Genomic DNA, 13,556 nt, shown 5'->3' with positions numbered 1-13,556 from the left:
CGGGCATTGCGCAAACAAAACGGAGATCCAGGCCCACCCTGGCGACTGCCCGGAGGACGTCCCGCCCGCCACCAACCAGAGGCCGGCCGCGAACGGGGCGCGCACCTTACCACAAGGTTTCCGGCGCGCGGGCTAGCATCAGGGTTTCAGGCCACCTCGATGGCGGCCATCAGGCCGGTTTCCATGTGATCGATGACATGGCAATGGAACATCCACACCCCCGGATTATCGGCCACGAAGGCGATGCGCGCCGTCTCGTTCTTGCCCAGCAGGTAGGTGTCGGTGAAGTACGGAATGATCCGCTTGCGGTCGGAGTCCAGCACCTTGAACGACATGCCGTGCAGGTGGATCGGGTGCTGGTACTGGGCCATGTTGCGCAGCACGAAGATGTAGTGCCCGCCGAGTTTGAGCGTGGCGATGGGGCGGTCGGCGCAGGTCTTGTCGTTGATGTCCCAGGCCTGGCCGTTGATCTGCCAGTACTTGTAGCGTCCGGCGGCTTCGTCGGCCGGCGAGGCCAGCGCCGCCGCCCACTCGAAGTTGAAGCGCAGGGTCTCGGCCTTGGCCAGATCCGGCTCGGCTACCGGGTTGGCTGGCAACGCTGGCGGCCAATCGCCAGGCGCCTCGTTGTTCGCACTGCCCTTGAGGGTGGCCAGGCGCAGCGGGCCATTGCGCAGGGACAGCTCCTGACCGGCAGCCGGCACCTTGAGCGCCAGATCGATACGCATCCCCGGCCCCAGCCAGTATTCCTTGCCCAACGGCCTCGGCTGCACGGGGTTGCCGTCCAGCGCATAGATGCGCGCCTCGCCGCCCGGCAGGTTGAGGCGATAGGTGATGGTGTTGTCGAGGTTGATCAGACGCAGACGCACCACCTGCCCGGCCGGCAGCTCCAGCGTCGGGTTCGGCTCGCCATTGATGGTGGTCAGACGTCCACGCGTGCCCTCGCGCGCGGCCTCGCGTGGCACCGAGAAGGGCGTAAAGGCGCCCTGCTCGTCGACATGCCAGGTCTTCAGGCTCAGCGTGCGCTCATGGCGAAAGCCGGTCGGCTCACGCTCCTCGACGATCAGCGGGCCGACCAGGCCGCGGCCGAGCTGCTCACTGCTGGTGGTATGCGGGTGATACCAGTAGCTTCCGGCATCCGGGCAAATGAAGTCGTAATCGAAGTACTCGCCGGGCAGCACCGGCGCCTGGGAGACGTAAGGCACGCCATCCATTGCCAGCGGCAAGCGGATGCCATGCCAGTGAATGGTGCTCTGCTGCTCCAGCTTGTTGATGAAGCGCACCCGCAAGCGCTCGCCCTGGCGGCAGCGCAGTTCGACACCCGGCGCTTGCCCGCCGTAGCCCCATGCTGGCGTGACATGCCCCGGCACCAGCTCCACATCCACCGGCGCGGCGATCAGCTCGTAGTCATGGGTTGCCACATTCTCCGGGCGCCCCAGCCAATAACGCACACCACCAGCGCCCAGACCGACCACACCCAGGCCAGCCAAACCGGCCAGCACCTGTCTACGGGAAAATGCCATCTACGACCTCGACGATTCGTGCGCTTCACTCAGTTGCAATATCTTCTCATTATCGCAAGGGTGTTGCCCAGAATCGCCCCAGGCAGCAGTGACAGATCGCCACATCAGCCAGGTGCGGGACAGGATCGGTGCCTCAGTTTTCGCTCAGTGCGAAACGCGCTGCGCGCTCGACCAGTTCGCCGTCGGGACGCACACCGGTGTACAGGACGAACTGCTCCAGCGCCTGCAGCACGATGACTTCGCCGCCGGTGATGACCGGCTTGCCCAGCGCCCTGGCCAAACGGATCAGCGGGGTTTCCACGGGCACGGCCACCACGTCGAAGATCCATTGCGCAGCCTCGACGGTCGCCTCGTCGAAAGCCAGTTGCGCGGCCTGCTCGCCACGCATGCCCAGCGGCGTGACATTGACCAGCAGCCCGGCAGGCTGAGCATCCAGGCTCTCGCACCAGTCCACGCCGCACACATCGGCCAGCGCCCTGCCCGTGTGCGCGTTGCGGGCGACGATGCAGCCGTTGGTAAAACCACTGTCACGCAGGGCGCAGCCCACTGCCTTGGCCATGCCGCCGCTGCCGCGCAATGCATAAGGGATGTCACGCGGCACGCCGTGCTGCGCCAGCAACTTCACCACCGCACTGTAGTCGGTGTTGTAGCCGGTCAGCCGTCCCGCATCGGCAACGATGGTGTTGACCGACTGCAGAGTGGCAGCCGATTCATGCAAACCATCGAGGCAGGGAATGCAGGCTTCCTTGAACGGCATCGACACCGCACAACCGCGCACGCCGAGGGCACGAATACCGGCAATCGCCGCCGGCAGATCGTCGGTGGTGAACGCCTTGTACAGGTAGTCCAGCTCCAGGGCCTGATACAGGTAGTTGTGAAAGCGCGTACCGAAATTACCCGGCCGCCCGGACAACGACATGCACAGGCGCGTGTCCTTGTTGATCTGCAAGGTCATCGCCCGTCAGTCCAGCAATGCCAAGGCTTCGGCGCTGACCTGGCGCACGGCGTCCCAGCCCGTCGAGCTGTCGAGCATCCAGCTACCGCCGACACACATCACATTGGCCAGCGCCATGTAGCGCTGCAGATTGGCCGGGCCAACGCCGCCGGTCGGGCAGAAACGCACATCCGCGAAGGGGCCGCCAAAGGCCTTGAGCGCGGCGACTCCGCCACAGACCTCGGCCGGGAACAGCTTGAAACGGCGGTAACCGAGGCGGTAGCCGAGCATGATTTCCGAGGCGCTGGCCACGCCAGGCAGCAGGGGCAGCGGACTTTGCAGCGCGGCCTGCAGCAGCTCATCGGTGCTGCCGGGGCTGACCACGAACTGCGCGCCGGCCTCTTCCACCGCCGCCAGCGTGTGCGGATCCAGCACCGTACCGGCGCCGATGCACAGGTGCGGGCGCTCCTGGCGCAGGCGGCGGATGGCCGTCAGGCCATGGGGCGAGCGCAGGGTGATTTCCAGCACCTGCAGGCCGCCGGCATCCAGAGCATCGGCCAGCGGCAGGATGTCCTCCTCACGGGCGATGGTGATCACCGGCATGATCCGCGCGCGGGCGCAGAGCGCATCGATGCTGGCGACCTTCTCGGCCATGCTGGGAACCGTGCGGCTCATGGATTGGGTCATGGGATTGCTCCTTACGGGCACCAATAGATGTTCAGGGGCGCCCCAATGAAGGCGCTGATCGGCATATGGTGCGGATCACGCTGCTGCAGCGCCTGTTCCAGTACCACCAGCTTGCTCTGGCCTTCTATCGCCAGGATTTGCAGTCGCGCAGCCTTGAGCACGGGCAGGGTCAAGGTCAGGCGCTGGTGCGGCACGCTCGGCGCCAGCATCGGCAGGCAGCGGCGCGGGCAATCGGCCTGCAACGCCTGCGGCAGATTGGGACTACCAGGGAACAGCGAAGCGGTATGGCCATCGGTGCCCATACCCAGCACCAGCACGTCGATTGGCGGCAGCTCGCGCAGGGCCTGCTCGGCCAGCTCAGCGGCCTGTTCCAGGCTCCCTGCACTGTGGTAAAGACCGAGCAAACGCGCTTCGGCAGCCGGCCCCTGCAAGAGGTGGCGGCGCACCAGCGCCTCGTTGCTGTCCTCGTGACTGACCGGCACCCAGCGCTCATCGGCCAGGCTCACCAGCACCTTGCTCCACGGCAGAGCCTGCATCGCCAGCGCCTGGAAGAAGGCAATCGGGCTGCGCCCACCGGATACCACCAGCGTGGCCTGCCCGTTCTCGGCGATGGCCTCACGCAGGGCGGCGGCTACGCGCTCGGCCAGCGCGCTGGCCAGATGTTGTGCCCGCGCGAAGCCATGCGTCACGACGCCAGCGGGAAATTGCAGATCAGAGATCGCCATACCAGGCCCATCCATCACGAGTGGTCAGGGCAATGGAACTCATTGGCCCCCAGGTGCCGGCGACGTAAGGCTTGGGTGAGTCGCCGAGTTTCTGCCAGCCGGCGATCAACTGATCGCACCAGTGCCAGGCATGCTCGATTTCATCCTTGCGCACGAACAGGTTCTGATTGCCACGCATGACCTCCAACAGCAAGCGCTCGTAGGCATCGGGAATCCGCTCACTGCCGTAGGCCGTGGAGAAATTCAGCTGCAGTGGCCCGCTGCGCAACTGCATGCCCTTGTTCAGCCCCTGATCCTTGGTCATCACCTGCAACGAGATGCTCTCATCGGGCTGCAGACGAATGATCAGCTTGTTGCCGATCAACTGGCGCTGTTCGGGGGCGAAGATATAGTGCGGCGGCGCCTTGAAGTGAATGACGATCTGCGACAGCTTCTGCGCCATGCGCTTGCCGGTGCGCAGGTAGAAGGGCACGCCGGCCCAGCGCCAGTTGCGGATGTCGGCACGCAGCGCGACGAAGGTCTCCGTGTCGCTCTGGGCGTTGGCGTTTTCCTCTTCCAGATAGCCCGGTACCGGCTTGCCATCGCTGATGCCAGCCACGTACTGGCCACGCACCACGCGCTGCGACAGTTGCTCGGCGCTGATCGGCTCCAGCGCACGCAGCACCTTGACCTTCTCGTCACGGATGGCATCGGCCGAGAGGTCGCCCGGTGGATCCATGGCGATCAGGCAGAGCAGTTGCAGCAGGTGATTCTGAATCATGTCGCGCAGCTGCCCGGCCTTGTCGAAATAACCCCAGCGCCCCTCGATACCCACCTTCTCCGCCACGGTGATTTCCACATGGCTGATGTGGTTCTGGTTCCACTGGGTCTCGAACAGGCTGTTGGCAAAACGCAGAGCGATGAGGTTCTGCACCGTCTCCTTGCCCAGGTAATGGTCGATGCGATAGACCCGGCTCTCCGGGAAGTAGGCGGCCACTGCCTCGTTGACCGCACGCGAGGATGGCAGGTCGTGGCCGATGGGTTTTTCCAGCACCACGCGGGTGTTGGCAGCGAGGTCGACCGCGGCCAGATTGGCGCAGATGCCGCCATACACCGAGGCCGGCGTGGCGAAATAGGCGATCAGGGGGCGATCACGCCCGACCCACTCGGCCAGTTGCGAGTAGCCATCGGCCGGCAGGAATTCCATGCCCAGGTAGTGCAGGCGCGCCCGAAAGCGCTGCAGCACGGCTTCATCCAGCTCATTGGCCGGCAGGTAGCGGCGAAGGTGGCGTTCGATCACCTCCAGGTGCATGGCGGCGTCACCCGTCTCGCGGGCCAGGGCCAGCAGCCGGGTGTCCTCGTGCAGCAGGCCGGCACGGTCGAGCTGATACAGGGCGGGAAACAACTTGCGCAGCGCCAGGTCACCCAGGGCGCCGAACAGGGCAAAGGTACAGGGTTCAACGGGCATCACAGGCATGATCTTTTTTCTTCTATCAAGTTGCAGTATTGATAGCGACTAATACCGAGCATGGCAACCTCAATGTAGTAATAAAAACAACATTTAGCGGAAAATCCTGTAGCGGTAGCCAGCCAGCGAGCCCCAGCTTAGCAGGCCGTTGAAAAACGTAGGCGAGGCAGCCAGTGCAAGGCAAAAACAGGCGAAAAAGCGGAGTTTACGAGCTGTAAATGAGCGTTTTGAGCCTGTTTTTAACGCAGCAATGGCAACGTAGGTAGTTTTTCAACAGCCTGTTAGGATTGACTCCGCATTTAATCGGACAAGGACAACAATGGATCGCGTGCGCAATCTTCTCGAGCAGATTCAGGGCCGCCTGGAAAGCCTGAACAAGGCCGAACGCAAGGTCGCCGAAGTGATACTGCACAACCCGCAGCAGGCCACCCGCCTGAGCATCGCCGCCCTGGCCCAGACCGCACAGGTCAGCGAGCCGACGGTGAATCGCTTCTGCCGCTCCTTCGGCGTCAACGGTTACCCCGAACTGAAGATGCAACTGGCGCAGAGCCTGGCCAGCGGCGCGGCCTACGTCAGCCAGGCGGTGGAAGCCGACGACGGCCCCGAGGCATACACACGCAAGATCTTCGGCAGCGCCATCGCCTCGCTGGACAGCGCCTGCCAGAGCCTCGATCCGAACCTGATCAGCCGCGCCGTGGACATGCTGATCCAGGCCCGGCAGATCCATTTCTTCGGCCTCGGCGCATCTGCGCCGGTGGCGCTGGACGCGCAGCACAAGTTCTTCCGTTTCAACCTGGCGGTATCGGCCCATGCCGATGTGCTGATGCAGCGCATGCTGGCCTCGGTGGCGCACACCGGCGACCTGTTCGTGATCATCTCCTACACCGGGCGCACCCGTGAGCTGGTGGAGGTAGCACGCCTGGCCCGCGAGAACGGCGCCTCGGTGCTCGGCCTCACCGCCGCCGGATCGCCCCTGGCCCAGGCCAGCAGCCTGAGCCTGGACATCCCGCTGCCCGAGGACACCGACATCTACATGCCGATGACCTCACGCATCATTCAACTCACCGTACTCGACGTACTGGCCACCGGCATGACCCTGCGCCGTGGTGTGGACTTCCAGCCGCACCTGCGCAAGATCAAGGAGAGCCTCAACGCCAGCCGTTATCCAGCTGACGAAGAGCCGATCTAGCAGCCGCAAGCGGCAGGCTTCAGCCGCTCACTTCCACCAGTACTCCACCTGCACGCCGAAGTTGGAGCCGTTGCGCGAGCTGCCGAAGGCGCCGCTGTCGGACAGCGCCGAGCCTTCGGCCAGCAGGTTGGCCGCCTGTTGCGCGGCTTTGTTCCAACTGGCATAGGTGTAGTACAGGCGAATTTCCGGGCGCGCCCAGAAGCCGGGGCCGGCAGGCGACCAGGTCGGCGCGACGGTGAACTTGGTCAGCTTGCGCGTGCCGCCAGGGGCCTCGACCTGATCACGACCGATCTCGCCCACCAGCTTGAACTGCTCGGTGAAGGCGTAGCTGGTGCGACCGCCGACCGACAGCCAGTTCTGATCCGCCCCGTCGGAGCGCGTGTCCTTCTGATAGACCAGCTCGACCTGGCCACCAAGGCGCGGGGTCATCTGGAAGTCGAAGAACTCGACCATGCGCCAGCTCTTGGCGCTGCGATCCAGGGTCGGGTCGCCGGTGTAGCCCAGCCCCGTGCCCGGCCCCTCGCCGTATTGCAGGGCGAACTTGTTGTCGCCGCTCAGACCCAGGAAGTTCTTCTGCACGTGCTGGCCGGTCACGGCCCAGCCGCTGTGCGAGTCCTCCACCGAAGACGGCTTGTCGATGTAGCTGACGCCCACTTCGACCTCGCCGCCCGGATTGGTGACGAAGCCGCCGACGTTGAAGTCGTGACGGTTGATGTATTCCTTCTGGTCGTAGCTGTCCTTGCGCGAGAACACGTAACTGTACTTGTAATCACCGATCTTCATCTCGTCGATGCCGAAACCGGTGGCGCTCTGGTTCCAGTAGTAGAAATCGGAGATATGGATGTCGTTACGTTTGTAGAAACGGCGCCCGGCCCACAGCGAGCCGCCACCCAGCGCTGGCATCTTGCTCCACTCGGCGTACATCTGGTTCATCCGTGCGGTGCCATAGTCGCCAGTGAATTTCGGCGTGTGGCCGTACTGGTTGTAGAGCTGCGCCATGCCCTCGACGCTGAGTACCGAGCCGTCATCCAGGGTGAACAAATCCTGGCGCAGATCCAGCTCGGCGTACTGTTCGCACTCGTTACCCAGGCGGTACTTGGATTGCGCACCCGGCAGTTGGAAGCACGATTGCCGGCCATTGCCATCGGCCGTACCGGCACCGCTGCGCACGTAGCCGGTGAATTCCAGCGCCATGCTCGACATCGGCAGTGCCAGGGAACCCAGCGCCATGGCCAGGCCCAAACCCGTTGCTCGTTTCATAACCTCTCCCGCTGTTTTTATTGTTGTTACCGCTGTGCAATGCCGGCATCAGGACTGCGAGGCCGACTCCTTGTGATGCTCATTCGCGGCGCTGGCAGCGCCCGGTTGCGCCGCCAGCGGGCGCACGCGCTCACCACTCTCGGCATCGAAGAGCAGGGCGCGCGCCGCATCGATCTGCAGGTTCAGAGATTGACCAACCGGCGGTGCCTGATCGGGCGCCAGGCGGCAGCACAGCTTGCTGCCGTTGACCTCGACGAACACCAGGGTGTCCGGGCCGGTGGGTTCGAGCACCTCGACCGCTGCCGGCAGCACGCCCTGGATGGCGCCAGCACTGGCGAGCTGCACCTGCTCGGGGCGAATGCCCAGCAACAACTGGCGCGCCTCACTGCCAGCCGGCAACTGCCCGAGCGGCAGCTCGCAGCGCCCGGCCGACGACACCAGGCCGGCCCAGAACTGGCCGTCACGCTGCTGCAGTTGCACCGGCACGAAATTCATCGGCGGCGAGCCCATGAAACTGGCGACGAACAGGTTGGCCGGCTCGTTGTAGATCTGCTGTGGGGTGCCGAACTGCTGGATCACGCCCTCCTTCATCACCGCCACCTTGTCGCCCAGGGTCATGGCCTCGATCTGGTCATGGGTGACGTACACCGTGGTGGTCTTCAGGCGCTGGTGCATCAGTTTGATTTCGGTGCGCATCTCCACGCGCAGCTTGGCGTCGAGGTTCGACAGGGGCTCGTCGAACAGGTAGATCTTCGGCCGCCGCGCCAGCGCCCGGCCCATGGCCACGCGCTGCTGCTGGCCGCCGGAGAGCTGGCCCGGCTTGCGGCTGAGCAGGTGCTCGATCTGCAGCATCCTGGCCACGCGGGTCACTTCCTCGTCGATGGCCGCCGGCGCCATCTTGCGCATCTTCAGACCGAAGGCGATGTTGTCGCGCACGCTCATGGTCGGGTACAGCGCGTAGGACTGGAACACCATGGCGATGTCGCGATCCTTGGGGCTCATGCCGCTGATATCCACGCCATCGACGAGGATCTCGCCCTGGCTGATGTTCTCCAGCCCGGCGATGCAGTTCATCAGGGTGGATTTGCCGCAGCCCGATGGGCCGACCAGGATCAGGAACTCGCCGTCATCGATCTGCAGGTCGATGCACTTGAGGGTATCCGTCAGGCCACTGCCGTAGGACTTGTTGACGTTACGCAGTTCGAGCGTTGCCATTCACTTCTCCACTGCTGCCAGCGCAGCTTTCAACCCTTGACCGCGCCAGCCGTGAGGCCGCGCAGGAAATATTTGCCCGCCAGGATGTACACCAGCAGGGTCGGCAGTCCGGCGATCATCGCTGCGGCCATGTCCACGTTGTATTCCTTGGCCCCGGTGCTGGTGTTGACCAGGTTGTTCAGGGCCACGGTGATCGGCTGCGCATCGCCACTGGCGAACACCACGCCGAAGAGGAAGTCGTTCCAGATCTGGGTGAACTGCCAGATCAGGCAGACCATGATGATCGGCACCGACATCGGCAGCAGGATGCGCCCGAAGATGGTGAAGAAGCCGGCGCCATCCAGGCGCGCCGCCTTGACCAGGGCCTCCGGCACGCTGACGTAGTAGTTGCGGAAGAACAAAGTGGTGAAGGCGATGCCGTAGACCACGTGCACCAGCACCAGGCCGGTGGTGGTATTGGCCAGGCCCAGCTTGCCGAGGGTGAAGGACGCCGGCAGCAGCACCGTCTGGAACGGCAGGAAGCAGCCGAACAGCAGCAGGCCGAAGAACAGTTGCGAGCCACGGAAGCGCCACATCGACAGCACGTAGCCATTCAGCGCACCGATGGCCGTGGAGATCAGCACCCCCGGCACGGCGATCTTCACCGAGTTCCAGAAGTAGCCATCGACCACGCCCCAGGCCTTGACCCAGCCGATCAGGGTGAACACCTCGGGCAGCGACAGCAGGTTGCCGGTGCGCACGTCCTCGGGGGTCTTGAAGCTGGTCAGCAGCATCACCACCAGCGGCACCAGGTACAGTGCGGCAGCGAACAACAGGGTGGCGTAGATCGCCACGCGGCTGAGGCTGAAGGCTCTAGTCATGGCGTTTGCCTCGCAGTTCCGAATAGAGGTACGGCACCAGAATCGCCAGGATCGCGCCGAGCATCAGCATCGCGCTGGCCGAGCCAATGCCCATCTGTCCGCGGCTGAAGGTGAAGCTGTACATGAACATCGCCGGCAGGTCGGAGGAGTAGCCAGGGCCGCCAGCGGTCATCGCCGCCACCAGGTCGAAGCTCTTGATGGCGATGTGGGCGAGGATCATCACCGCGCTGAAGAACACCGGACGCAGGCTCGGCAGGACGATGCGCAGGTAGATGGTCGGCAGACTCGCGCCATCCACCTGGGCGGCGCGGATGATCGACTGATCGACGCTGCGCAGCCCGGCCAGGAACAGCGCCATGACGAAGCCTGAGGCCTGCCACACGGCGGCGATCACCAGGCAGTAGATGACCCGATCCTGATCCACCAGCCAGTCCAGGCGAAAGCCTTCCCAGCCCCAGTCGCGAAGCATCTTGTCCAGACCCAGGCCAGGGTTGAGCAGCCACTTCCAGGCGGTGCCGGTGACGATCATCGACAGCGCCATGGGGTACAGGTAGACGGTGCGGATGAAGCCTTCACGGCGTATGCGCTGATCCAGCAGCACCGCCAGCAGTACGCCGACCACCAGGCTGATGCCGATGAATAGGCCGCCGAAGACCATCAGGTTCTTGCTCGCCACCCACCAGCGATCGTTGTCCAGCAGGCGCGCGTACTGCTGCAGGCCCACCCACTTGTAGCTGGGCATGAAGCTGGAGTTGGTGAACGACAGCAGCGCCGTCCACAGGATGTAGCCATAGAAACCGACCAGCACCACCAGCATGCTCGGCGCCAGCACCAGCTTGGGCAGCCAACGTTGCAGCGCATCGAAGGGTGAAGCCTTGGCAGCTCGCGTCGTGACACTCATCGGGCATTACCAGTGTGTGGATGAAATTCGGGCCGAACGCTGCCCACGACAGCGCCGGGGCCTGTCGGCAAGCATCGAGGAAAAGGAAGCGGGCCTGCGGCGGCAGGCCCGCAGCGCCTTACTGCGCGGCCTTGATCGCCGCGTAGATCTGCGCCCCGGCCTTGCTCGGGTCGGCGTTCTTGTCGGTCATGAAGTTGCTGACCACATCGAAGATCGCGCCCTGCACCGCCAGGTTGGTGGCCATGCTGTGGGCCATGCTCGGCTCCAGCGCACCGGCCTTGTCAGCCGCCTGGAAATCCTTCATGGAGGCCTGGGCGCAACTGTCGAACTTGCTCATGTCCAGATCGGGGCGCACCGGGATCGAGCCCTTGTTCTCGTTGAACACGTACTGGAACTCGGGCTCCAGGGCGATGCGCGCCAGGGCATGCTGGGCGGCGATGTCGCCTTCGTTCTTGAGCTTGAACATGGCCAGGGAGTCGATGTTGTAGGTGTAGCTGCCAGCGGTGCCCGGCATCGGCACGCACTCGTAGTCCTTGCCCGCCACCTTGCCGGCAGCCGTCCACTCGCTTTTGGCCCAGTCACCCATGATCTGCATGCCGGCCTTGCCCTGGATCACCTGCGCAGTGGCCAGGTTCCAGTCGCGCCCGGCGCGGTTGTCGTCCATGTAGGTGGAGAGCTTCTTCAGCGCGCTGAACACCTCGGTCATCTGCGCACTGGTGAGGGTCGCCTCGTCATGTTCGACGAACGCCTTGTGGTAGCCATCGGCACCCATGATGCCGAGCACCAGGCCCTCGAACACGGTGCTGTCCTGCCAGGGTTGGCCGCCATGGGCCAGGGGTACGAAGCCGGCGGCCTTGAGTTTGTCGCCAGCGGCGTAGAGTTCGTCGAGGGTAGTCGGCGCCTTGTCGATACCGGCCTTCTTGAAGACTTCCGGGTTGATCCACAGCCAGTTGACGCGGTGGATGTTCACCGGCACGGCGACGTAATGGCCGTCGTACTTCATGGTGTTGGCGACGGTCTTGGACAGCAGGCCATCCCAGTTGTTGGCCTTGGCCACGTCATCCAGCGGTGCGAGCAGATCCAGCGCGCCCCACTCCTGCAGATCCGGCCCCTTGATCTGCGCGGCGCCCGGCGGGTTGCCGGAAATCACCCGAGTCTTCAGCACGGTCATGGCGGCAGCGCCGGCACCACCGGCCACGGCGCTGTCCTTCCAGGTGTAGCCGTCCTTCTCCACCAGCTCGCGCAGCACCTTGACGGCAGCGGCCTCGCCACCGGAGGTCCACCAATGCACGACCTCCACCGTACCTTTGGAGTCGGCGGCCAGGGCGGAGAACGGGAGCAGGGAAACGAGAGAAACGGCAGCGGCGAGACGAGAAATCGCGTTCATCGGAAATACCTTTCTTGTTGTTATCCGGCAAGTCATGGCGCTTGCATGGGATGGAGTGTAATCAGCCTGCGAGGGCGCTCAGGTAACGAAGCTACGCGCGAGTGTCACCAGCTCGTTACAAAGCCACCAGAGCACTGGCCAGGCTCGGCGCCAGCGGCAGGCTCGGCAACAGCACGGACTGATAGGCGTGATAGAGGTCGGGTTTGCCGGGCCAGATGCTCGCTGCCGGGCGATTGTCGCTGTCCAGTTCGTGATGCCAGCTGCCGCCCTGCAGGTCGATGAAATGGCGCGCGGCAAACTCCCAGAACTGCCGATACCAGCGCTCGTAGTCGGCCTCGCAGGTGCGCCGCAACAGAGCCGCCGCCGCTGCGATGGCTTCGGCCTGCACCCAGTGCAGACGCGCCCGCACCACCGGCCGCGCCTGCCAGTCCAGGCTGTAGACCAGCCCCGGCGCGCCGTCGGCCTGCCAGGCAGCGCGGCAGGCACTGGCGAACAGGCCACGGGCATCCGCCAGCAGCCAATCAGGCGCAGCCAGGCCGGCGCGTAGCAAGGCCGCCTCCAGATGCAGCAGCAGGCGCGCCCACTCGAAGCTGTGACCCGGTGTGCTGCCGTAGGGGCGGAAGGGGTCGGCGCGGTTGTCAGCGTTGTACTCGGGCAGCGGCTGCCAATGGCGGTCGAAATGCTCGACCACGACATGGCCGCAGGCCACGGCATGGCCATGGATCAGCCGCCCGGCGACGCGCAGGGCGCGCTGCAGCCAGACGCTGTCGCCGGTGACATCGGCCAGGGCGAGAAAGGCCTCCACACCATGCATGTTGCTGTTGGCGCCGCGATAGGCTTCTTCCTGCGTCCAGTCGCGGCTGAAGCTTTCGCGCAGGGCGCCCTCTTCCTCACTCCAGAAATGCCGCTCAAGCACCGCGATGGCCTCGGCCAGCAAGGCCTCGGCACCAGGCCGCTGGGCCACCTGTGCGGAGCTGGCCGCCAGGGCGACGAAGGCATGCAGGTAGGCGCTCTTGTCGCCGCTGCGGCGGGCATCGGCGAACCAGCCGCCATGCACCTCGTCACGCAGCGCCCCGTGCAACGCCGCGATGCCGTGGTCGACCAGATGAGCATGACCGGGCAGACCCTGAACATGCGCCAGGGCGAAGCAATGGGTCATGCGCGTGGTGTGGATCAGCTCGGCGCAGGCATCGGCCGGTAGGTTGCCGCGCTCATCGAGGGCGGCGAAGCCCTGCTCGACACGCGCGGCCCTGGCGAAAGCCAGCAGGCGCAGGCCTTCGGCGTCCAACCAGGCCTGATGGCTGGCTTTGCTAAGCCAACTGGTGGCAGGCAGTTCAGGCAGGTTCATGGCAGTGACTCCGAAGATTTTTGGCGAGCACCTGGGTTACCAGGCAACAAAACGACGACACCTGCGCTGCCCGTAGCCTGGGT

12 protein-coding genes are annotated in these 13,556 nt (G+C 64.7%); 1 reads left to right on the top strand and 11 read right to left on the bottom strand.

Annotation, left to right across the window (positions count from 1 at the left end):
• Window positions 1-146: 146 nt before the first annotated feature.
• From ACODS1_RS00740 to zwf, 5 genes are all read right to left on the bottom strand, one after another.
• Window positions 147-1,520, bottom strand: a complete 1,374-nt coding sequence (locus tag ACODS1_RS00740) for a multicopper oxidase family protein (RefSeq protein ID WP_489084140.1) — start codon at window positions 1,518-1,520, stop codon at window positions 147-149.
• A 133-nt stretch (window positions 1,521-1,653) separates the two neighbouring features.
• Entirely contained in the window at window positions 1,654-2,475 is an 822-nt protein-coding gene (locus tag ACODS1_RS00735) for a shikimate 5-dehydrogenase (protein ID WP_489084139.1), read from the bottom strand.
• A gap of 6 nt (window positions 2,476-2,481) precedes the next feature.
• Entirely contained in the window at window positions 2,482-3,141 is a 660-nt protein-coding gene (locus tag ACODS1_RS00730; RefSeq protein ID WP_322981083.1) for a bifunctional 4-hydroxy-2-oxoglutarate aldolase/2-dehydro-3-deoxy-phosphogluconate aldolase, read from the bottom strand.
• 11 nt (window positions 3,142-3,152) lie between these two features.
• Entirely contained in the window at window positions 3,153-3,866 is a 714-nt protein-coding gene (gene pgl / locus ACODS1_RS00725) for a 6-phosphogluconolactonase (RefSeq protein ID WP_489084138.1), read from the bottom strand.
• Window positions 3,853-5,322 carry a glucose-6-phosphate dehydrogenase gene (gene zwf, locus ACODS1_RS00720; protein ID WP_489084137.1) on the bottom strand — a complete coding sequence of 490 codons (1,470 nt, stop codon included), beginning with the start codon at window positions 5,320-5,322 and terminating at the stop codon, window positions 3,853-3,855. The genes pgl and zwf overlap by 14 nt, the downstream gene beginning before the upstream one ends.
• A gap of 319 nt (window positions 5,323-5,641) precedes the next feature.
• Here zwf and ACODS1_RS00715 point away from each other — a divergent pair, with 319 nt between their 5' ends.
• Entirely contained in the window at window positions 5,642-6,502 is an 861-nt protein-coding gene (locus ACODS1_RS00715) for a MurR/RpiR family transcriptional regulator (protein WP_489084136.1), read from the top strand.
• Between the two features lie 27 nt (window positions 6,503-6,529).
• Here the strand turns inward: ACODS1_RS00715 and ACODS1_RS00710 are convergent, their stop codons facing one another.
• The 6 genes from ACODS1_RS00710 to ACODS1_RS00685 form a co-directional block, all read right to left on the bottom strand.
• Window positions 6,530-7,762: a maltoporin gene (locus ACODS1_RS00710; RefSeq protein WP_489084135.1), complete on the bottom strand. Its 1,233-nt coding sequence runs from the start codon at window positions 7,760-7,762 to the stop codon at window positions 6,530-6,532.
• A 48-nt stretch (window positions 7,763-7,810) separates the two neighbouring features.
• Window positions 7,811-8,977, bottom strand: coding sequence for an ABC transporter ATP-binding protein (locus tag ACODS1_RS00705; RefSeq protein ID WP_489084134.1), 1,167 nt, complete (start codon window positions 8,975-8,977; stop codon window positions 7,811-7,813).
• A 29-nt stretch (window positions 8,978-9,006) separates the two neighbouring features.
• Window positions 9,007-9,837 (bottom strand): carbohydrate ABC transporter permease, encoded by an 831-nt coding sequence (locus ACODS1_RS00700; protein WP_489084133.1) that lies wholly within the window; start codon window positions 9,835-9,837, stop codon window positions 9,007-9,009.
• Window positions 9,830-10,738: a carbohydrate ABC transporter permease gene (locus tag ACODS1_RS00695; RefSeq protein WP_489084132.1), complete on the bottom strand. Its 909-nt coding sequence runs from the start codon at window positions 10,736-10,738 to the stop codon at window positions 9,830-9,832. The genes ACODS1_RS00700 and ACODS1_RS00695 overlap by 8 nt, the downstream gene beginning before the upstream one ends.
• A 118-nt stretch (window positions 10,739-10,856) precedes the next feature.
• Window positions 10,857-12,125 carry an ABC transporter substrate-binding protein gene (locus ACODS1_RS00690; RefSeq protein WP_489084131.1) on the bottom strand — a complete coding sequence of 423 codons (1,269 nt, stop codon included), beginning with the start codon at window positions 12,123-12,125 and terminating at the stop codon, window positions 10,857-10,859.
• A gap of 115 nt (window positions 12,126-12,240) precedes the next feature.
• The gene (locus ACODS1_RS00685; protein WP_489084130.1) at window positions 12,241-13,473 is read right to left on the bottom strand and encodes a D-mannose isomerase; all 1,233 of its coding nucleotides are present in this window, start codon (window positions 13,471-13,473) and stop codon (window positions 12,241-12,243) included.
• Window positions 13,474-13,556 lie beyond the last annotated feature (83 nt).

This window comes from Pseudomonas sp. FG29 (assembly GCF_057809355.1).
The sequence above is the reverse complement of the archived record's forward strand: the minus strand, read 5'-3'. Positions and strand labels throughout refer to the sequence as shown.